This is a genomic window from Gilliamella sp. Pra-s52 (genome assembly GCF_009795805.1).
Classification (GTDB): Bacteria; Pseudomonadota; Gammaproteobacteria; order Enterobacterales; family Orbaceae; genus Gilliamella.
This window is the reverse complement of record NZ_WTEY01000014.1, coordinates 1-20437: the sequence shown is the minus strand read 5'-3', so window position 1 is coordinate 20437 and position 20437 is coordinate 1. Positions and strand designations below refer to the sequence as shown.

20 protein-coding genes and 1 tRNA gene are annotated in these 20437 nt (G+C 35.5%); 16 read left to right on the top strand and 5 right to left on the bottom strand.

Translation table 11 applies throughout. The features are described 5' to 3' along the window. The first annotated feature begins 6 nt into the window (after positions 1–6). From GQ594_RS09660 to lysS, 13 genes are all read left to right on the top strand, one after another. Entirely contained in the window at positions 7–432 is a 426-nt protein-coding gene (locus tag GQ594_RS09660; RefSeq protein ID WP_160401119.1) for a F0F1 ATP synthase subunit epsilon, read from the top strand. Between the two features lie 162 nt (positions 433–594). Continuing rightward, the gene (gene recC / locus GQ594_RS09655; RefSeq protein ID WP_160412675.1) at positions 595–3804 is read left to right on the top strand and encodes an exodeoxyribonuclease V subunit gamma; all 3210 of its coding nucleotides are present in this window, start codon (positions 595–597) and stop codon (positions 3802–3804) included. Positions 3805–3812: 8 nt separating this feature from the next. Beyond that, positions 3813–4595: a TatD family hydrolase gene (locus GQ594_RS09650; protein WP_160412672.1), complete on the top strand. Its 783-nt coding sequence runs from the start codon at positions 3813–3815 to the stop codon at positions 4593–4595. 71 nt (positions 4596–4666) lie between these two features. After that, the gene (locus GQ594_RS09645; RefSeq protein ID WP_160412668.1) at positions 4667–6070 is read left to right on the top strand and encodes a DHA2 family efflux MFS transporter permease subunit; all 1404 of its coding nucleotides are present in this window, start codon (positions 4667–4669) and stop codon (positions 6068–6070) included. 4 nt (positions 6071–6074) lie between these two features. After that, positions 6075–6707 (top strand): MBL fold metallo-hydrolase, encoded by a 633-nt coding sequence (locus GQ594_RS09640; protein ID WP_160401123.1) that lies wholly within the window; start codon positions 6075–6077, stop codon positions 6705–6707. A 152-nt stretch (positions 6708–6859) separates the two neighbouring features. Then, positions 6860–7447, top strand: a complete 588-nt coding sequence (locus GQ594_RS09635) for a biotin transporter BioY (protein ID WP_160412665.1) — start codon at positions 6860–6862, stop codon at positions 7445–7447. Then, the gene (locus GQ594_RS09630) at positions 7431–8006 is read left to right on the top strand and encodes a YiiX/YebB-like N1pC/P60 family cysteine hydrolase (protein WP_160401125.1); all 576 of its coding nucleotides are present in this window, start codon (positions 7431–7433) and stop codon (positions 8004–8006) included. Before GQ594_RS09635 ends, GQ594_RS09630 begins: the two co-directional genes overlap by 17 nt. Before the next feature lie 97 nt (positions 8007–8103). Then, positions 8104–8179, top strand: a tRNA-Asn gene (locus GQ594_RS09625). A gap of 203 nt (positions 8180–8382) precedes the next feature. Next, complete coding sequence (locus GQ594_RS09620) at positions 8383–9111, top strand: type 1 glutamine amidotransferase (protein WP_160401126.1); 729 nt, start codon at positions 8383–8385, stop codon at positions 9109–9111. Positions 9112–9147: 36 nt separating this feature from the next. After that, positions 9148–9975, top strand: coding sequence for a VanW family protein (locus GQ594_RS09615; protein ID WP_160412662.1), 828 nt, complete (start codon positions 9148–9150; stop codon positions 9973–9975). A 106-nt stretch (positions 9976–10081) separates the two neighbouring features. Further along, entirely contained in the window at positions 10082–10705 is a 624-nt protein-coding gene (locus GQ594_RS09610; protein WP_160401128.1) for a Fe-Mn family superoxide dismutase, read from the top strand. Between the two features lie 178 nt (positions 10706–10883). Beyond that, positions 10884–11982, top strand: a protein-coding gene (gene prfB, locus GQ594_RS09605) for a peptide chain release factor 2 (RefSeq protein WP_160401129.1) whose coding sequence is annotated in 2 segments (ribosomal slippage) — positions 10884–10958 and positions 10960–11982 — 1098 coding nt in all. Because the reading frame shifts where the segments join, the coding sequence is not laid out codon by codon here. A gap of 30 nt (positions 11983–12012) precedes the next feature. Then, positions 12013–13530, top strand: a complete 1518-nt coding sequence (gene lysS, locus GQ594_RS09600; RefSeq protein WP_160401130.1) for a lysine--tRNA ligase — start codon at positions 12013–12015, stop codon at positions 13528–13530. Between the two features lie 324 nt (positions 13531–13854). Here the strand turns inward: lysS and GQ594_RS09595 are convergent, their stop codons facing one another. Then, positions 13855–15114 carry a uracil-xanthine permease family protein gene (locus GQ594_RS09595; RefSeq protein ID WP_442903535.1) on the bottom strand — a complete coding sequence of 420 codons (1260 nt, stop codon included), beginning with the start codon at positions 15112–15114 and terminating at the stop codon, positions 13855–13857. Positions 15115–15216: 102 nt separating this feature from the next. Beyond that, the gene (upp, locus tag GQ594_RS09590) at positions 15217–15843 is read right to left on the bottom strand and encodes a uracil phosphoribosyltransferase (RefSeq protein ID WP_160412659.1); all 627 of its coding nucleotides are present in this window, start codon (positions 15841–15843) and stop codon (positions 15217–15219) included. A gap of 218 nt (positions 15844–16061) precedes the next feature. Here upp and GQ594_RS09585 point away from each other — a divergent pair, with 218 nt between their 5' ends. Next, complete coding sequence (locus GQ594_RS09585; protein ID WP_160412656.1) at positions 16062–16397, top strand: DUF805 domain-containing protein; 336 nt, start codon at positions 16062–16064, stop codon at positions 16395–16397. Between the two features lie 368 nt (positions 16398–16765). Then, positions 16766–17140 (top strand): DUF805 domain-containing protein, encoded by a 375-nt coding sequence (locus GQ594_RS09580; RefSeq protein WP_160412653.1) that lies wholly within the window; start codon positions 16766–16768, stop codon positions 17138–17140. A gap of 65 nt (positions 17141–17205) precedes the next feature. Here GQ594_RS09580 and gntR read toward each other — a convergent pair whose 3' ends face one another. Then, positions 17206–18210 (bottom strand): gluconate operon transcriptional repressor GntR, encoded by a 1005-nt coding sequence (gene gntR / locus GQ594_RS09575; RefSeq protein ID WP_160412650.1) that lies wholly within the window; start codon positions 18208–18210, stop codon positions 17206–17208. Next, positions 18207–18896, bottom strand: coding sequence for a uracil-DNA glycosylase (gene ung, locus GQ594_RS09570; RefSeq protein WP_160412647.1), 690 nt, complete (start codon positions 18894–18896; stop codon positions 18207–18209). Before ung ends, gntR begins: the two co-directional genes overlap by 4 nt. A 204-nt stretch (positions 18897–19100) precedes the next feature. Here ung and grcA point away from each other — a divergent pair, with 204 nt between their 5' ends. Further along, the gene (grcA, locus tag GQ594_RS09565; RefSeq protein ID WP_160412644.1) at positions 19101–19484 is read left to right on the top strand and encodes an autonomous glycyl radical cofactor GrcA; all 384 of its coding nucleotides are present in this window, start codon (positions 19101–19103) and stop codon (positions 19482–19484) included. A gap of 807 nt (positions 19485–20291) precedes the next feature. Here grcA and GQ594_RS09560 read toward each other — a convergent pair. Then, on the bottom strand, positions 20292–20437 hold a 146-nt coding region (locus GQ594_RS09560; RefSeq protein ID WP_160412641.1), incomplete at its 5' end, for an integrase core domain-containing protein.

Genomic DNA, 20437 nt, shown 5'->3' with positions numbered 1-20437 from the left:
CGTATTATGGCACTAACTTCCTATCAATTAGAAGTTGTTAGTGCTGAATCTCACCTATTTTCAGGTGATGTTCAGCGAATCAGAGTAACAGGTAGAGAAGGTGAATTAGGAATTTACCCTGGGCATACTCCCCTACTCACAACCATAAAACCAGGAATGGTTGGGATTGTGAAGGCAAATGGCGAAGAAGAGTTTATCTATCTATCCGGTGGCATCTTAGAGGTTCAACCTAATATCGTAACCATCTTAGCAGATACAGCGATTCGTGGCGAAGACCTAGATGAAGCAAGAGCACAAGAAGCAGTGAGACAAGCACAAGAACACATCAATCACCTAAGTGATGATATGACATTTGCCCAAGCTTCTGCCGAACTGTCAAAAGCTTTAGCAAAAATTCGTGTTATAGAATTAACGCGCCGTATAGGTCAATAATTTACATTTGATGCTCTACTATATATAAAAAGGTTGCTTACATTGCTAAGTAACCTTTTTTAATTTTAGCTTACCAAAGTTAGATTGAAACGTAACACTAACTAGATTTATTGGTTGCTATCAGCGATAATCTAAATAAATCTTATCAACATTAACACAACTATGTTTACCATTTACCATTCAAATCAAGTCGATCTACTTAAATCACTCGTGAGCGAGTTAATGCGTAGGCAACCATTAGAGAACGTATTTACGCCCGATATTGTTATGGTACAAAGCCAAGGTATGTCACAATGGCTACAAATTGCGTTGGCAGATGATTTAGGTATTGTGGCTAATGTTGATTTTCTTTTTCCAACGCAGTTTATTTGGCAACTTTATCAAACATTATTACCCGAGGCACCAATTGAAAATAGTTATAATGTTGAATCAATGAGCTGGCGTTTGTATTATTTGTTGCCTCAAGTTATTAAACAACCTGAATTTACTTCACTTAAACATTATCTTGATATTGATAAACAAGATAGAAAACAGTATCAATTAGCAATACGAATCGCTCGGTTATTTGACCAATATTTAGTTTATCGTCCTGATTGGTTAGCAAAATGGGAAGCAAACCAAACTGTAGCTGAATTAAACAATCATTCTGATGAAGTATGGCAAGCAGAGCTGTGGAGGAAGTTGCTATCAATCAGTCAACCTTATCATCGTGCTAATATTTATCAACAAATGCTTGAAATTTTATCAGATGATAGCTTTGATCGCTCACGTTTAAATTCGTTACCCAATCGTATTTTTATTTTTGGTATTACCTCGCTACCGCCGATTTACCTTTCACTTCTTGCAGCACTAGGAAAACATATTGATGTGCATTTAATGTTTAATAATCCGTGTAAATGGTATTGGGGTGATATTGTTGAAAAGCAGTTGTCGGATATATTAAACACCCCAGACAAAATCCCTAATCCACTTTTAACTTCGTGGGGAAAACTTGGACGTGATAATCTGTTTTTGTTACAAGAATTTAATGATAAACAAGATATTGATGTATTTGTCGATCAAAACCGAGATTGTCTATTACATGCAATTCAGCAAGATATTCTTGAACTTTATCCAATAGCTGATGTTCAAAAACCAATTGAACTCATAGATAAATCACTATCGTTTCATGCTTGTCATAGTGAACAACGTGAAGTTGAAGTACTGTATGATTATCTTTTATCTGTTTTTGATGAAGATCCTACACTAGAGTTACGCGATTGCATTGTGATGGTGTCCGATATTGATAAATATGTTCCTTATATTCGGGCTGTTTTTGGTAATGCTTATGGAAAGCGTTATTTGCCTTTTACTATTTCTGATCAAAAAGCCCGAAATATTGATCCGATTGTTCAAGGTTTTTTTACTATTCTAGATTTCCCACAAAGTCGATTTACGGCTGAAGAACTGTTTAACTTATTAGAAATACCAGCAATTTCAGAAAAATTTGCAATTAGTGAATCTCAATTAACATTGTTGCGCACATGGATTGTTGAATCCGGTATTCGCTTTGGTCTTGAAAACGCACATAGTTGGTTATTTGGACTTGAGCGATTATTACTTGGCTACACCATGAATAGCGAACAAGGTGGTTGGCAACAAATATTGCCGTATGATGGTGCAACAGGTTTAGATGCGGAATTAATTGGTCAATTGGCAGAGTTTATTAAAGTCGTAAGTAAATGGTTCACGATCCTAAGTGAAGATAAACCATTAATTGAATGGCAAAGTTGCTGTCTTGAATTGATCAACGATTTTTTTGTCAGTAATCATCAACGTGAATCTATTTTAATGATGATCGAAGAAGAATGGCAAAAACTAATCAATAGTGGTTTATCGGCTAACTATTTAGATAATATTTCTATCACTATTTTGCATGATGCTATGCAATCCCGCTTAGAACAGAATCATTTAGCACATCGTTTTTTAGTCGGTAAAATAAACTTTTGTACTATGATGCCAATGCGCTCTATTCCATTTAAAGTTGTTTGTTTATTGGGTATGAATGATGGTGATTATCCAAGAACATCACTACCACTTGATTTTGATCTTATTGCTCATCACCCAAGGCGAGGCGATCGCAGTCGTCGTAATGATGATCGCTATCTTTTTTTAGAAGCCATTTTATCGGCGCAAAATCAGCTCTATATCAGTTATATTGGACGAGATATAAAAGATGATAGTGAACGTTATCCCTCAATACTCGTTGATGAATTTTGGGAATATATTGCACAATATTATAATATTCCTGTAAATCAGATTGATAACATTACTAACAACTTGGATTTTTTACGGGTCAACCACACTCGTACACCATTTAATCCCCTAAATTTTCTAGAAAATCCCAAGAGTTATGCCGATGAATGGTTACCAGCCGCATTACAGCAAGGGAAAAATCAGGAATTTATTAGTGAAATACCCGCTATCAGTGTCGATAATATCAGTCTTGATGAGTTAAAACGATTTTACCAACATCCAATTAGACTATTTTTACAAAAGCGCTTTAATTTTTATCTTAACTATCTTGATGATACGTTACCAGATGCGGAAAACTTTAATCTTGATAGTTTACAGCGTTACCAATTGAATTTGCAGATTTTAAATCAACTTATTGCCAAAGAACCTCAACGTTCAGATGATTTATATCAACATTTAGCACTAACGGGTGATTTACCTGACGGTGCATTTGGTCAGATTATTTACCATGAGCAAAATGAAACAATGCAATCATTAGCTGATAAAATCTGCCAAGAACGCTTGGACATGACAACGCAAGAAGTTAATTTGACTATTTTACTGAATCAACAACATTACCAATTACAAGGTTGGTTAACCCATATTCAACAAGATGGTATTTTAACATGGCAGCCATCTAAGCTTTCCATTCGTGATGGTATTTCATTATGGATTGATCATTTGGTTTATTGCATTTTAAATCCCAATAAAATTGAGAGTCAAAGTCGTATATATGGTAGAGAAGATAATGAATGGCGATTTTCACATTTAAATGCAGATCAAGCTTTAACTATATTAACTAATTTAGTTGAAGGCTATTTACAAGGTATCAATGAACCATTATTAATGCCATTAAAAAGTTCATGGAGTTGGTTAATTACAGCTTATGACAAAAAAACAGGTAAAATTATCGCTAGCGATAGGGCTATCAATCAGCTTTTAAATTCATGGCAAGGAGGATTTAATCAATCCGCTGAGAGTGATAGTTATTATACTCGTCTTTATCCTGAATTAACCGATAAACTCATTGAGCAAATTATATTTGCTGCTGAGCGATTTTTATTGCCAATTTTATTACATCAAAAAGCAGTAGAATAGGAGGTATAATGTTTATCGATACGCATTGCCATTTTAATTTTCCACTGTTTACACAGCATATTGCTGAGTCGATATATCAGATTCAACAAGCGAATATTACAGGATTAATTATTCCCGCTGTTTCAGCTTCGCACTTTAATACAATCTTACAGCTTTCTGAAACTTATGATGAAATTTATACAGCATTAGGCTTACATCCTATTTATCGGCATACTCAGGCTGATCTACAACAATTAATAAGTATACTAAAAACTAATCCCCAAAAACTTGTCGCCATTGGTGAGATTGGCTTAGATAGACACAATTTAACTATCGATTGGCAAGAGCAACTTATAATTTTCAGGGAACAATTATCGCTTGCTAAACAGTTTGATTTACCTGTTTTGATTCACTCTCGTAAAACACATGATATTATCTATCATGAACTACATCGAGCCAATTTACCTTGTCGTGGCGTGATACATGGATTTTCAGGTAGCTATCAGCAAGCAATGCAATTTGTTAAACTCGGTTATTATATTGGAGTGGGCGGTGTAATTAGTTATTCTAGAGCAAATAAGACTCGCAACACAATTGCTCAATTACCACTTGAAAGCCTAGTACTTGAAACAGATGCACCGGATATGCCATTAAGTGGACGCCAAGGTCAACCAAATCGCCCTGAATACATTACCGAGGTGTTTAAGATCTTAACGCAATTACGCAATGAGCCGTCAGATCACATACTCAACACAATTTTAACAAACACTTTGACGTTATTTAACAGAATCAATAGTATAAAAAAAAGCTAAAATAACTTCATAAACGTTACAGAATTATTTTACCAAACCATAGCATTTAAATTATTTTAGGCTAAATTAAAATGAATAGTGAATCACAGTTTTCCCCTTTTGTGTATCGCATATTACCATGGATTGCGGCATTTGCTTTTTTTATGCAATCGCTCGACACCTCGATATTAAATACCGCACTACCGGTCATGGCTAAGGATCTTAATGAGTCGCCCTTAAACATGCAGTCTGCTGTGATAAGTTATGCTTTAACCTTAGCCTTATTTATTCCTGTTAGTGGTTTTTTATCGGATAAATTTGGTACTAGAAATATTTTTGTCATGGCCGTCTCACTATTTACGCTAGGTTCACTACTTTGCGCTTTATCCAATTCTTTAATTTTTTTAGATATATCACGTGTTATTCAAGGTATTGGTGGTTCGATGATGGTACCTATATCACGTTTAGTATTGATAAAATCTTTTAAGCGTAGTGATTTTTTAGCGGCTTTAAATACTGCCACAATTCCAGGTTTAATTGGTCCTGTTTTAGGACCAGTTTTGGGGGGATATTTGGTTGATGTGGTCAGTTGGCATTGGGTATTTTTTATTAATTTACCCATTGGTATTTTAGGTGTGATAATCAGTTGGAAATATATGCCTAATTTAAAAGGTCAACATATGCCTTTTGACTTATTTGGCTTTATCTTTATTGTTATTAGCTTTATAAGTGCCACGTTAAGTGTCGAAATTTTAAGCCAAGATCAGACATACTCTGTTCCATTACTACTTGCAATAATCTGCCTACTATTTTTATTGATTTATCGCAGGTATGCAAGAAAGAAACACAACCCTTTATTTCCATTATCACTCTTTAAGATTCGAACATTCAAAATCGGTATTATTGGCAATCTAGTTTGCCGATTAGGAATATCAGGTGTACCTTTTCTAATTCCGTTATTATTACAAATAGGATTTGGCTACTCTGCTATCTTTGCTGGTATTATGCTAGTGCCAATGGCTATTGCCTCACTTTGTACCCGAATATTTATTCCACGTATTTTAGCGCGTTTAGGTTACCGCTTCGTACTCGTTACCAATACAATTTTAGCTGGTGTAATGATTGTTTTAATGTCCCAGTTAAATTTATCGACACCTCTTATCCTTATCAGTTTATTGCTATTTTGTATCGGCGGCATCAATTCCATGCAATATACTGCCATGAATAGCATAACTCTTGCTAACTTAGAAAAAGATAACACAAGTAGTGGCAATAGTTTAATGGCAGTAAATCAACAATTAGCAATCAGTTTTGGTACAGGTTTTGGCGCAGTTTTACTGCGATTGATTAGCAACTCAACGAGTACTCTTCACGCATTTCAATTAACATTTGTTATACTTGGAGTAGTTACAGTGCTATCAAGCTTTATTTTCGCACAACTAAAAAAAGAAGACGGACAAAATCTAACCACTCATCACCAAGAAACAAGGAGATAAATCTATGTTCCAATACCAAATCATCCCCGTTACCGCTTTTCAAGAAAATTGTAGCATTATTTGGTGTGATGAAACGATGGAAGGTGCAATTATCGATCCCGGTGGCGAACCCGAACTCTTGAAAAAAGCAGTTGAGAAGCTAGGTGTTAATATTAAGCAAATTTTATTAACCCATGGACATTTAGATCATGTTGGTGCAGCAGCCGAGTTGGCTAAACATTATCATGTAAGAATAATGGGATCTAGTGCCGAAGATGAATTTCTATTCACCAATTTGCCACAACAATGTATACAATTTGGCTTTCCTCATATTGAAAGTTTTTTACCAAATCACTGGTTAAAGGAAGGCGATAAAATTCAAGTTGGTAAAATTGAACTTGATGTACTTTTTTGTCCGGGACATACACCGGGACATATTGTTTTTATTAATCATTCAGACACACTAGCCTTTGTTGGTGATGTATTATTTAAAGGCAGTATAGGGAGGACTGATTTTCCTCGTGGTAACTATACTGATTTAATTTCGTCCATAAAAAATAAGTTATTTCCACTTGGTGATAACTTTCTTTTTGTACCAGGACACGGCCCAATGTCAAGTTTTGGTTATGAACGGAACAGCAATCCTTATTTAGTTTAAATTAAATATTCACGTTGTTATCGTATCCTTTATTTTATAGGGAATAACAACTATTTTAATTTCAATGTAAACAATTTTAACAAAAAACAGTTTACATTGAAATGCATTGCGCTATTATTGATTTACTATTTATATATCAAAGGTAGAAAGCAATGAAACAACAATCCACTTCATATTATCCAACATTTATCACAACCCTGGTAAATTTATCTTCTTGGCAACGTAAACTATTAACCACCACCAGTGCAGCGCTCCTTTTAGGACTGGCAGCTAATATTAGCATACCAACTTATCCCGTGCCTTTTACATTACAATCATTAGCCGTTTTGTTAATTGGCGCTTTTTTAGGTCGTAAGTTAGGTGCATTAACAATAATTCAATACCTTTTTTTAGGGGCGATTGGGTTACCACTATTTGCCAATGGTAGTGGTGGAATTATAGCGTTAGCATCACCTTCTTCAGGTTACTTATATGGCTATGTATTTAGTGCCTATTTAGCAGGTTTTGCAGCTGAAAAGGGTTATGATCGTCACTTTATTTTAGGATTAATTGCATTCGCTTGCGCGCATCAATTGTTATTTGTATTTGGTGTTGTCTATTTAATGGGTTATTTACACATTACGCTTATTGACGCTTTAAAAGTGGGGTATCTGCCATTTGTTGGTGTTGATGCGCTTAAATTTATTATCGCGACTTGTGTAATGTTTTCACTATGGCGTTATCGTGCTAAAAAACAATAATATCCAATGCGGAGATATTATCTTCCAAAGCCTTAAAAAAAATAATGCTTTTAATGGTGCTGTAAGCCGTTCAGGAGCAGTACCAAACATAGATGAAATAACCAAAAGCATTAATCATGTTGGTTTATACGTTGGAAATAATATTGTCATTGAAGCAACACAAAACTATGGCGTGATTGAACAATCATTGACTAATTTTATTTGTGCAGCTAAGCACAATATCATTGGTAGAATCCATGACTTAGTTGTTATTCAAAATGCACTAAGACGAGTAAAACAATGCTTAGGTTCACCTTACAATCACAGCTTTCATCCCAATGCAGATGGCTTTTATTGTAGCGAACTGATTACTTATGCCTTTAAAACTGAACAAGGTAATGACTATTTTGCATTATATCCGATGAATTTTAATGACTTAACAACAAATGAAATTTTGTCTTATTGGGTTGATTATTATCGAGATCTAAATCAGGTTATTCCACAACAAGAACTAGGATCACACCCACAACAATTACTCAGACAACGCCATTTATTCAAGACAATCCTAACACTTGAATAATAATAAAAAGAGGAAATTTTACACAAAAAAGCATTTCAAATAATTTAACTATTGACATAGCGCCATTAAATCTATAATATGCGCGCTACATTTCGGTTCCTCCATAGTTCAGTCGGTAGAACGGCGGACTGTTAATCCGTATGTCACAGGTTCAAGTCCTGTTGGAGGAGCCAACTTTCAAAAAACTAACCTCCTTTATTTTCCCATAAAAACTATCAAAATATCGATTTGTTTCTTAAAAATTATTTATTCTATTTATCTAAAAAATACTATTGTATTTGTAAATAACTTGTTCATACTATTTTAGTAACTTTATCAAAATTAACGATATAGATTTTATCCAATCATCATATTGATAGAACGGGAGAATTTACCAATGCATATCCATTTTATTATTCATGAAGATTTTGAAGCACCGGGGGCTTATGAGCAATGGGCAATAAATCATCATCACACAATAACTTACTCTCGTGTTTATCTTGGCGAATCACTGCCGAAAAGCGTTAATGGTATTGATTTACTAATTATCATGGGTGGTCCTCAATCTCCATCAACAACCAAACAAGAGTGTGCTTATTTTGATTCACAGGCAGAACAAACCGTTATTTTATCGGCAATCAATGCCGGTAAAATGGTTATTGGAGTGTGTTTAGGGGCACAATTAATTGGTGAGGCATTAGGTGCAAGTCATACTCAAAGTCCCGAAAAAGAAATTGGTAAATTCCCGATTACATTAACGCAAATCGGCAAAGAACATCCTCTATTTGCTGACTTTGATCATACCTTAGCGGTAGGACATTGGCACAATGATATGCCAGGTTTAACCAATAACGCCCAAATCATCGCTTATAGTGAAGGGTGTCCTCGTCAAATCATTGCTTATGATAAACTTGTCTATGGCTTTCAATGCCATTTGGAATTTACCCCAAATATCGTTGAAGCGCTTATTGCTCATTCACAAAAAGAGCTTAGCCAAGCTGAAAAATATCGCTTTGTTGATACACCAGATAAGCTTCGTTCTCATGATTACACTGAAATGAATCAAACACTTTACAAATTTCTTAATAAGCTAAGCCAACACTATCAAGCATCATTAAATAAATAAAACTTTAGATATTTACAGATAAGGAAATTAAATATTATGCAAAATAGTGCTGTTGAAAAACCAGAAAAACGCAGCAATTTAAGACTAAAATTAGGCAAAGAGTACTTTATATTAAAACGCAAACTTGATTGGTGGCGACAGCGCAAATCCTATAGTGTGGTTGATATTAATGACAATACATGCCGTTATTCACATAAAAAACACCGGTCTGTTTTGTTACGCCAATTAAAAGACGTTGATATGTATTTACAGTACAACAAAGTCACAAATCTTCGTTTAGCGATTGAAAAACTCAATGGCTCAATCATAAAACCGAATCAACGGTTTTCGATCTGGCACAAAGTAGGACGCCCATCAAAACGTCGAGGATTTCTAGAAGGATTATCGCTGCATAATGGACAAATTGGTAAAGATATTGGCGGCGGTTTGTGCCAATTAGGTAACTTAATTTATTGGATTGTATTACATTCTGATTTGACTATAGTTGAGCGTTGGCGACATAGCTTTGATGTTTTTCCTGATGTTAATCGTACCATTCCGTTCGCCTGTGGTGCAACTTTATCGTATAACTATGTGGATTTACAATTACTAAACAAAACCAATACCACTTATCGACTTAATCTTTGGCTTGATGATGAATATTTACATGGCGAATTACTTGCTGATACGCCTTTATCTTATACTTATCAAGTTTTTGAGACCGATCACCGCATTGAACAACAATGGTGGGGAGGGTACACCAGACATAATAAAATATGGCAACGTAAAACACATTTAATTGACAATCATGTTGAAGAAAAGTTAATTAGTGAAAATCACGCCATTATGATGTATGTACCCTATTTAAAAAATAATGAAAGTTAATAAAATAGATAGTCATTAGCTATCTATCTAATAGATTGTTAGTAATTTCAATAGCCCGTATACTGCTGAAATAAAGCAGTTAATAATACCAGAAAGGAACAATACCATGGCTTATACTTTACCGCCCCTACCTTATGCTTATGATGCATTAGAACCTTATATCGATTCAGAAACCATGCATCTTCATCATGACAAGCATCATCAAACTTATGTGAATAATGCGAATGCGGCGATTGAATCATTGTCTGCTGAACTAAAAGAATTATGCCCAAGCGAATTATTAAAAAATTTAGATAAAGTCCCCGCTGACAAATTAACCGCTATCAAAAATAATGTGGGTGGACATGTTAACCACACCTTATTCTGGGAACTGTTAAAAGTTGGTACCGAGCTTAAAGGTGAACTTAAAGCAGCAATCGAAAAGGATTTTGGTTCGGTTGATGCGTTTAAAGAAAAATTTGCAGCAGCGGCAGCCACTCGCTTTGGTTCAGGTTGGGCTTGGTTAGTACTACAAAATGGCAAACTTGCTGTTGTATCTACTGCTAATCAAGATTCTCCAATTATGGGCGAAAAATTTGCGGGTGTTTCTGGTACGCCAATTTTAACGCTTGATGTTTGGGAACACGCTTATTACTTAAAATATCAAAATCGCCGTGTTGATTACATCGGTGCCTTTTGGAATGTAGTCAACTGGGATAAAGTTGCCGAACTTTATGCTCAAGCTAAATAATAATTATTATAAAAATAAATTTTTATTAAAAATGACGTATTATGCGTCATTTTTATTTTTTAATTTATCAATAAGTTAACCTTACAGACCTAAAATTGGTCATTGCTAAATCATGCCTAAATCCGCTACAATGAGCGATTCTTAAAAAAATCAAAGCCAATAAAATCCAAATAAAAATATGTTTGAAGTTAATCCAGTAAAAACCAAAATAGCTGAACTTACCGAGCGCACTGCTGTGATTCGGGGGTATCTTTGACTATGATGTCAAAAAAGAACGGCTAGAAGAAGTTAATGCCGAACTAGAACAAGCCGAAGTTTGGGCCGATCCTGAAAAAGCACAAGCATTAGGTAAAGAACGCGTTGCACTTGACGAAATCATCAACACGATCAACTCGTTAAATCAAGGTCTTGATGATGTAGAAGGCTTGCTTGAACTGGCTATCGAAGCCGAAGATCAAGACACCTTTGACGAAACCCTGTTCGAACTTGAACAATTAGAAAAAAAATTAGCAGGGCTTGAGTTTCGACGAATGTTTTCAGGCAATTACGACAGTGCAGATTGTTATTTGGATATTCAATCAGGTTCTGGGGGCACAGAAGCGCAAGATTGGGCTGAAATGTTACTTAGAATGTATTTACGTTGGGCTGAATCAAAAGGCTTTACAACCGAAGTAATGGAAGTTTCAGATGGCGATGTTGCTGGCATCAAATCAGCAACAATTAAAGTATCGGGTGATTATGCTTATGGTTGGTTACGCACCGAGACAGGGGTTCATCGTTTAGTACGAAAAAGTCCATTTGATTCGGGTAATCGACGTCATACTTCGTTTGCTTCAGTGTTTGTGTATCCTGAAATTGATGACGATATTGATATTGATATTAATCCAGCCGATCTTCGTATTGATGTTTACCGAGCATCGGGAGCTGGTGGTCAACATGTTAATAAAACCGAGTCTGCAGTACGTATTACCCATGTTCCAACAGGCATTGTAACACAGTGCCAAAATAACCGATCACAACACAGCAATAAAGATCAAGCCATGAAACAGTTAAAAGCAAAACTGTATGAGCTTGAAATGCAAAAAAAGAATGCCGAAAAACAGCAAATGGAAGAAAACAAGTCTGACATTGGTTGGGGAAGTCAAATTCGATCTTATGTGCTTGATGATTCACGCATTAAAGATTTACGCACAGGCGTCGAAACCCGTAATACGCAAGCCGTATTAGATGGCGATTTAGATCAATTTATTGAAGAAAGCTTAAAAGCAGGTTTATAAACCGCTTGGTTATAAATAAAAGGTAAAACTATGTCAACACAGCAGCAAGATCAACAAAACCAAATTGAAGAGTTAAATAACGAACTAAAAGTACGTCGTGAAAAGCTCGCACAGCTTCGTGAACAAGGTATTGCATTTCCTAATGATTTTCGCCGTGATGCGATTTCAAACGATCTTCATCAACAATATGGCGATAAAACCAACGAAGAGCTTATTGAACAGAAAATTACCGTAACGGTGGCAGGACGTATGATGATGCGTCGTATTATGGGTAAAGCCTCGTTTGTTTCTTTACAAGATGTTGCTGGGCAAATCCAACTTTACGTTACCCGTGATGATTTACCAGAAGGTTTTTATAATGAACAATTTAAAAAGTGGGATTTAGGGGACATTGTTGGTGCTAAAGGTTACCTATTTAAAACTAAAACAGGTGAGCTTTCTATTCACTGTGAAGAAATTCGTTTACTGACCAAAGCACTTCGCCCATTACCAGATAAGTTTCATGGACTTGCTGATCAAGAGATGCGTTATCGTCAACGTTACTTAGATCTTATCACCAATCAAGAATCAAGAGAAACGTTTAAAGCACGTTCAAAAGTAGTCAGCGAAATTCGTAACTTTATGATTGAAAACCACTTTATGGAAGTTGAAACGCCAATGATGCAGGTAATTCCGGGTGGTGCATCAGCTAAACCATTTATTACACATCACAATGCGCTTGATTTAGACATGTATATGCGTATTGCACCTGAACTTTACTTAAAACGTTTAGTCGTAGGTGGTTTTGAGCGAGTATTTGAGATCAACCGTAACTTCCGTAACGAAGGTGTATCGCCAAGGCATAACCCAGAATTTACCATGATGGAAATGTACATGGCTTATGCTGATTACAAAGATCTGATCGTATTAACAGAAGCATTATTCCGTCGTTTAGCAATTGCAGTAACAGGCGATGCGGTTGTGCAATATGGCGATCATACTTTTGATTTTGGTAAACCTTTTGTCAAAATGACCATGCGTGAGGCTATTTGCCATTACCGTCCAGAAACCAATAATGCAGACTTAGATGATTTTGATAAAGCTTGTGCTATTGCACAGTCAATTGGCATTAAAATTGAAAAAGGTTGGGGACTTGGTCGTGTTGTGACTGAAATTTTTGAAGAAGTGGCTGAATCAAACTTAATTCAACCAACTTTTATTACCGAATACCCAGCAGAAGTATCACCGCTTGCTCGCCGTAACGACGAAAACCCATTTGTAACAGACCGATTCGAGTTCTTTATTGGTGGTCGTGAAATTGGCAATGGATTCTCAGAACTTAACGATGCCGAAGATCAAGCTCAACGCTTTGCCGATCAGGTATCACAAAAAGATGCCGGAGATGATGAAGCGATGTTCTATGATGAAGATTACATCACCGCACTTGAACACGGCTTACCGCCAACGGCAGGGCTTGGGATCGGTATTGACCGTACTGTGATGCTATTTACTAATAGTCACACGATTCGTGACGTTATTTTATTCCCAACCATGCGTCCAATCAAATAAAACCGCTTATCACTAAAAACACACTTATTTTTTGATAAGTGTGTTTTTATACTCAAACACATACTTTCCTGAAATTGTTTTAACAAACAACTAATTATTTTTTAGATCATGTTCTTGTAAAAAATATTCAGGAGTCTGTACCGTTTCGTGATTTATTATTAATTTACAGCAGTTATTTGTTAAAACAGGCATAACTACCATTCAATTAAAAATACATAAAACTGACTTACCCTAAACAAATGGAAAAGCCAAAAAGTGACAGGTTAATACAGTGATATTATCAATATCGTTGGCTATAAAAATAACCAACGATATATAAGGAATTTAATGAGTATTAGTCGACTTTTCTTGATGAGGTAAGATCAGGTTTAATACAATGGCTAAAATTCCACACAAGCTTATACCTTGTAATGCATATGATCCAAAGTCAAAAATCATACCACCAATACCAAACACCAAAACTAGTGAAACAATACACATATTACGTGATACAGACAGATCGACTTTATGTTTGATTAAAATATTAATACCTACTGATGCAATAGAGCCAAATAGCAACACCATAATACCGCCCATAACCACCGTTGGAATTGAACTTAAAAATGCACCAATCTTACCAACAAAAGACATTAAAATAGCCCAAACCGCTGCCCATGTCATTACGCGAGTTTTAAAATTTCGGGTTAAGGTTACAGCGCCAATTACTTCAGCATAAGTAATACAAGGTGGTCCACCAAAAAGGCCGGCAACCGAAGTTGCAAATCCATCACCTAATAATGTGCGTTGCAAACCGGGATCACGAGTATAATCTTTACCCGTTACCGAACCAATCGCCATAATATCACCTACATGCTCAATGGTTGGTGCAATAACAATTGGAATCATATATAAAATTGCTTGCCAATGAAACTCAGGAAACGTGAAATCGGGTACTTTAAACCATGGTGCGTCAATAACTGGCTGGAAATTGACAATACCAAACACACAAGAGAGCGTATATCCAACTACAATACCCGCAATAATAGGTAATAATTTTAAAAACCCTTTTGCCCAAATTGCCACAATTAAAGTCGTTAATAATGAACTCATGGATATTATAATTAATTGATAATTTTCGACTGGCACCTTAATATCTTTACCCATTGCCATTCCTACCGCAACAGGTGCAAGTGATAAACCAATAACCATAATAATTGGACCAGTTACAACTGGTGGTAATATACGGTCAATAATATGGCTACCATTGATTTTTACTAAAAAAGCAAAAAACATAAAAACAAAACCCGCAGCCACTAAACCGCCTAAAGTGGCAGGAACGCCCCATTGAGCAACACCAAATGAGATAGGGGCAATAAAAGCAAATGATGACGCTAAAAATACAGGAACTTTCCCTTTAGTTGTCAGTTGAAATAACAACGTACCAACACCAGCAGTAAAAAGAGCGACATTTGGGTTTAATCCTGTTAAAAGAGGAACTAATACCAAAGCCCCAAAGGCGACAAATAACATCTGTGCGCCGGTAAAAATATCTTGCCATGAATGCTTATGCTGTGATGTTATATTTTTTGTTTTATTTGTTGTGATGTTGTTCACATCTCGCCTCTCTTACTTAACTAAGTTTGTTATCTAACTTGCTTGATTTACAAGCATAAAAAAACCGGATAAACCGGTCTAAAAATTGAGATTTTATTTTGTGCCGAAAATTTTGTCCCCAGCATCGCCAAGTCCTGGCAATATATAACCTTTTTCGTTCAGCCTCTCATCAATCGATGCGGTATAAAGTTCAACGTCAGGGTGCGCTTTTTCTAATACCTTGATACCTTCTGGCGCTGCCACTAACACTAATACTTTAATATTTTTACAACCTGCTTTTTTAAGCAAATCAATGGTTGCCACCATTGACCCACCTGTTGCTAACATTGGATCAACAACTAAAGCCATTCGCTCTTCAATATCCGAGGTTAGTTTTTGGAAATAAGGAACTGGTTCAAGCGTTTCTTCGTTACGATAAAAACCCACAACACTAATACGCGCACTTGGAATATGCTCAAGCACACCATCCATCATACCTAAACCCGCACGCAAAATAGGCACAACCGTAATTTTTTTACCTTTAATTTGCTCAACTTCAACAGGTCCACACCAACCATTTATGGTTACTTTTTCGGTAGGAAGATCCGCTGTGGCTTCATACGTTAATAAACTGCCAACTTCACTGGCAAGATCGCGGAAGTCTTTAGTGCTAATATCTTGTTCACGCATTAAACCAATTTTATGACGAACGAGGGGATGTTTAACTTCAACTATTTTCATGGGGGGAACCTCAGTGTTATTTTCTATAATCTGTTAGTTGGTATAAATAACCACTGAGCGGTAATTCTAGCATAGATACCCACTTTATGAAAACATGAAATCAACAGGTTTATCGACAGTGTAAATATTAGTAAAAATATCAACAATAAAAATCAGTTTAATTTTCGTTTTATTTTCATTAGAATCGTTGTCAGTTATTAAATAAAAAGGGATAGGGAATGAATTGGTTTATTGATTGTATTACAATAAATTATGCAAATTTTAATGGGCGCGCTTGCCGTAAAGAATATTGGATATTCTCTTCGATCTATATTGTTCTAATTATTTTGATGATAATTATTGATAATATGATGAAAAATAACCTCGTTTTAACTTTGAGCTTGGTGTTGACTTTATTTGTTCCTCATTTCGCAGTTACAGTACGCCGTTTGCATGATGTTGATAAACTGGGTCGGTACTTTTGGACTGCAACACCTTATACGCTATTAAAACTTATGTGTACCGATTCAACTCCGGGCTCTAACCAATATGGCGAAAACCCTAAAGGGATGTAGTTTGTTAATTAGCCTAGTCACCAAACTACCGTTATTTTTTGGTAGACCTACTGTTACTTTATCGTTAGCAAACAACCAACTACACTATATCAAGATCGCAAAACTCTTTTGGTACTAATATCTTGTTCACACATTAAGCCAATTTTATGGCATTAGTTGGTATAAATAACCACTGAGCGGTAATTTTAAAAATAGATATCCACTTTATAAAAACTGGAAATCAACAAGTCAATGGCAATTAAATTTTGATAAAAAATAAAAAATATTTAATTCAATGATAAAAATCAGTTTTATTTTCGATTTTTTTTCATTAAAATAACAAACCTAAATTATTTTACAAAACTTATCAAAAAAGGATATATATAAGGATGAATTGGTTTATTAGTTGTATTACACAAAATTATGCAAATTTTAATGGGCGAGCGCGTCGTCAAGAATATTGGATGTTTTTTCTTTTTAATTTTCTTTTAAATCTTGCTTTGATTATTGTCAACATGATCCTTGTTTCAATTAGTACCTCTTTAATGCCAGTAGCAAATATTATTACTTTTGTCGCTTCGGTAGCATTATTTATTCCAGGTTTGGCTGTTTTAGTACGACGTTTACATGATATAGATAAATCTGGTTGGTGGCTATTAATTGTTATTATTCCATTGATTGGTTCAATTGTTTTATTTGTTTTTGCATGCCTTGATTCAACACCTGGCAGTAACCAATACGGTGAAAACCCTAAAGGGTTATAATTTACTAATAACCTTATCACTAAACGTGGTAAGGTTAAATCATTATCAACATTATCTCCTACCTTTTAAATACTTTCTCCATCTAAATACTCAACAGGCAAATCAATCACTTTTTGCTCTACTTTTTCACCATTAATTCGTTTTAATAACAGTTCTGCGGCAATTTTCCCCATTTCAACTCTTGGTGTTTGTATAGAAGCTAATTTCGGATTCATAAATTGACCAATTTGATGTCCATGAAAACCAACAATCGCTATTTGTTTTGGAACTTCAATTCCCATTCGTTGGCACTCAAGTAATACACCTAAAGCCAAGTCATCATTAGTACTAAAAATACCATCAACACAAGGGAACTCGATTAAAATTTGCTGTAAAAATCTAGCCCCTAACTTATAAGATGATGCTTCCTTAGTCGCTAACGTTCTTGGCGTTAGTCCGGCCTCTTCCATAGCCTTTTCATAACCTTTTTGACGAATAATACTACGCTGATCTTGCCTTGCACTAAAATAAACAATATTACGCCGCCCTTTAGCTATCATGCGATGGATCATATTTCTAGTAGCAGTAAAGTTATCAAACCCAACCGCCATATCAATACAAGGCGAAACACTATCCATAATCTCAACCACTGGCACGCCAGCCATTTCGATCATCTTTAATGTTGCGGGAGTATGTGTTCTTTCGGTTAAAATCAAACCATCAATATTATACGAAAGTAATGAACGCAAACGGGACTCTTCTTTTTCTGCACTGTATCCAGTATGAGTAATCATGGTTTGATACCCTCTAGCATCAGTCACCATTTCAATACCTTTTAGAATATCGGCAAAAACCTGATTGGTTAAAGAAGGAAATACAACCCCGATGGCATTACTTTTTGCATTAGACAGCATATCAGGTGCTTTATTAGGAATATAACCAAGCTCATCAATCGCAGCTGAAATTTGTAATTGAAGATGTTTAGAGACCAAATTGGGATCACGCAAAAAACGACTTACCGTCATTTTACTAATCCCAATTAAATTGGCGATCTCTTGCAAACTTGTTCGACGTTTTTTATTCCCACTCATTTATGATCTTCCGGTAGTTTTGGTTGCCAATCAATGGGTGTTTTGCCTTGTTGCACAATAATATCATTTGCTTTAGAAAAGTGTTTACAACCAAAAAAGCCACGATGTGCAGACAACGGTGACGGATGCACAGAGGTCAAAACATGATGTTTTTGCCGATTAATAAATTGCCCTTTTTTTTGTGCAGGTGATCCCCACAACAAAAAAACAACGCCTTCAAGATACTGATCAATTGTCGCAATAACATGATCGGTAAAGGTTTCCCAACCAATTTTAGCATGAGAATGCGCTTGCCCTGCTTCAACCGTTAGTACATTATTTAACAACAACACACCTTGAGTTGCCCAAGAAGCTAAATAACCATGAGAAGGCATCTCAAAACTATCAATATCTGTTGATAGCTCTTTATAAATATTCAATAACGATGGTGGTGGCTTAACACCCGGTAACACAGAAAAAGATAAACCATGAGCCTGATTAGGGCCATGATACGGATCCTGACCAATAATAACCACTTTAATATTATCAAATGGCGTAAACCGAAACGCATTAAAAACATTATGCTGAGGAGGATAAATAACTTTGCCATTGGCTCGCTCTGAAGCCACAAATTGCATTATTTGTTGAAAATAGGGCTTTTCTTTTTCACCCCCGATAACATCATGCCAAGTTAAATTTGTCGTCATATTTTATACCACTTATTGATAATGCCTATATTGCTTAGCAAAAGCTAATTCAGCTTAAGACATAATAACCCAACAAAAGCAAAAATTAAAACTAAAGGTATTACTTATCGAATCAATAGCTTTTTTTGACTTTAATCAAATTTTTAAAGTGCTATATTAACCTTAGTTATTTTAGGGCAATAAAGCCCGTTAGGAGGATTTAAAATGATTACAGGTATCCAAATTACTAAAGCAAACAACGCTGCACTTCTTAACTCTTTTTGGTTATTAGATGACACAACTAAAGAAGCTCGTTGTGTTGCAGCTAAATCAATTTATAAAGAAGACCAAATTATCCCAACTGCAGAACTTGGTCAATTCGAATATCGTGAAGTACCATTAGACGTTGCACCAACTATTAAAGTTGAAGGTGGTCAACATTTAAACGTTAACGTTCTTCGTCGTGAAACTTTAGAAGACGCTGTTCAACATCCAGAAAAATACCCACAATTAACCATTCGTGTTTCTGGATATGCAGTACGTTTTAACTCACTAACTGCTGAACAACAACGCGACGTTATTGCTCGTACATTCACAACTAAAATCTAAGTGCGACAAGAGCGCACTTATTGCACCTAACTATTTGATTTTTAATAAAAAAGTTAGTTGGGTTAATTAAGGTGAACAACTTTAATTAGCCACCCTCACAATATCCGAGTAGGGCGTTATACATGTCTGAAAGGATATTGTATAACCTGTACTCGGTAAAGAATATATTAAAGTCCATGGGAGACAACTCTCATACTTTAAAGAACAATTCTTTGGACAATTCAATTAATCATATCTGATATTCTGGAAGATTCCAAGGAGTTCGATAAGAATTTATTGAATCGACCAAGGAAACGAAAGAACCTATCAGCGTATAGTTTAAGCTAGAATTGACCTATTGTGAAGTTATAAGTGCATAAGCTGTTATTATCATTGTTGAAGCACAATTGCTTATAAATTAGGTGAAAGTGCGAGACTGGTAACGATCTGGTGCGGAGCTTCCTGACAATGTACCCCCTTGAAAATAGCAAGTTTAATGCGTACCGTGAGGTAACATTAAGTAATGGCAAATAGCATGCCATGAGGGGCTAGGCTAAATAAAAAGATAAAAGTAAGTGAACTGTTGATAAACGTCGTGATAGTTGAAGAGCTTAAGCTACTGACAAGCTCTAACCAAAAGGTACATAGTTGAATATCTCTTTTTAGATTGGGGATACGTCATCATAACACTATCGGCGAACAGACAGCATCTTAATTATTTGTGTGATAATAATGGAACTTGGTAAGCCTGTATTTCCGCCCTAGGGCAGGTAGAGCGTAAGCGATACTGTAAATATCCCAAACTTAGTACACAACTCACGTAGAAAATCATGCTGCTTGTTTTAATGTTTTATACTCAATTGGTGTCATGTTATTTAATGCCTCATGTGGTCTTTCGGTGTTATAAATCGTTAACCATTCTTCGGTTATTCTCCTTACCTGTTCCAGATTATTAAAAAGATATAAATCCAATA

Excerpts from the sequence above, each read along its gene's own strand:
- GQ594_RS09580 (WP_160412653.1), top strand. The coding sequence starts at position 16,766 with ATGAATTGGTTTATTAGTTGTATTACACAAAATTATGCAAATTTTAAT.
- GQ594_RS09610 (WP_160401128.1), top strand. The coding sequence starts at position 10,082 with ATGGCTTATACTTTACCGCCCCTACCTTATGCTTATGATGCATTAGAA.
- grcA (WP_160412644.1), top strand. The coding sequence starts at position 19,101 with ATGATTACAGGTATCCAAATTACTAAAGCAAACAACGCTGCACTTCTT.
- GQ594_RS09615 (WP_160412662.1), top strand. The coding sequence starts at position 9,148 with ATGCAAAATAGTGCTGTTGAAAAACCAGAAAAACGCAGCAATTTAAGA.
- GQ594_RS09660 (WP_160401119.1), top strand. The coding sequence starts at position 7 with ATGGCACTAACTTCCTATCAATTAGAAGTTGTTAGTGCTGAATCTCAC.
- upp (WP_160412659.1), bottom strand. The coding sequence starts at position 15,843 with ATGAAAATAGTTGAAGTTAAACATCCCCTCGTTCGTCATAAAATTGGT.
- GQ594_RS09585 (WP_160412656.1), top strand. The coding sequence starts at position 16,062 with ATGAATTGGTTTATTGATTGTATTACAATAAATTATGCAAATTTTAAT.
- GQ594_RS09635 (WP_160412665.1), top strand. The coding sequence starts at position 6,860 with ATGAAACAACAATCCACTTCATATTATCCAACATTTATCACAACCCTG.
- gntR (WP_160412650.1), bottom strand. The coding sequence starts at position 18,210 with ATGAGTGGGAATAAAAAACGTCGAACAAGTTTGCAAGAGATCGCCAAT.
- GQ594_RS09640 (WP_160401123.1), top strand. The coding sequence starts at position 6,075 with ATGTTCCAATACCAAATCATCCCCGTTACCGCTTTTCAAGAAAATTGT.
- GQ594_RS09620 (WP_160401126.1), top strand. The coding sequence starts at position 8,383 with ATGCATATCCATTTTATTATTCATGAAGATTTTGAAGCACCGGGGGCT.
- recC (WP_160412675.1), top strand. The coding sequence starts at position 595 with ATGTTTACCATTTACCATTCAAATCAAGTCGATCTACTTAAATCACTC.
- ung (WP_160412647.1), bottom strand. The coding sequence starts at position 18,896 with ATGACGACAAATTTAACTTGGCATGATGTTATCGGGGGTGAAAAAGAA.
- GQ594_RS09650 (WP_160412672.1), top strand. The coding sequence starts at position 3,813 with ATGTTTATCGATACGCATTGCCATTTTAATTTTCCACTGTTTACACAG.
- GQ594_RS09645 (WP_160412668.1), top strand. The coding sequence starts at position 4,667 with ATGAATAGTGAATCACAGTTTTCCCCTTTTGTGTATCGCATATTACCA.
- lysS (WP_160401130.1), top strand. The coding sequence starts at position 12,013 with ATGTCAACACAGCAGCAAGATCAACAAAACCAAATTGAAGAGTTAAAT.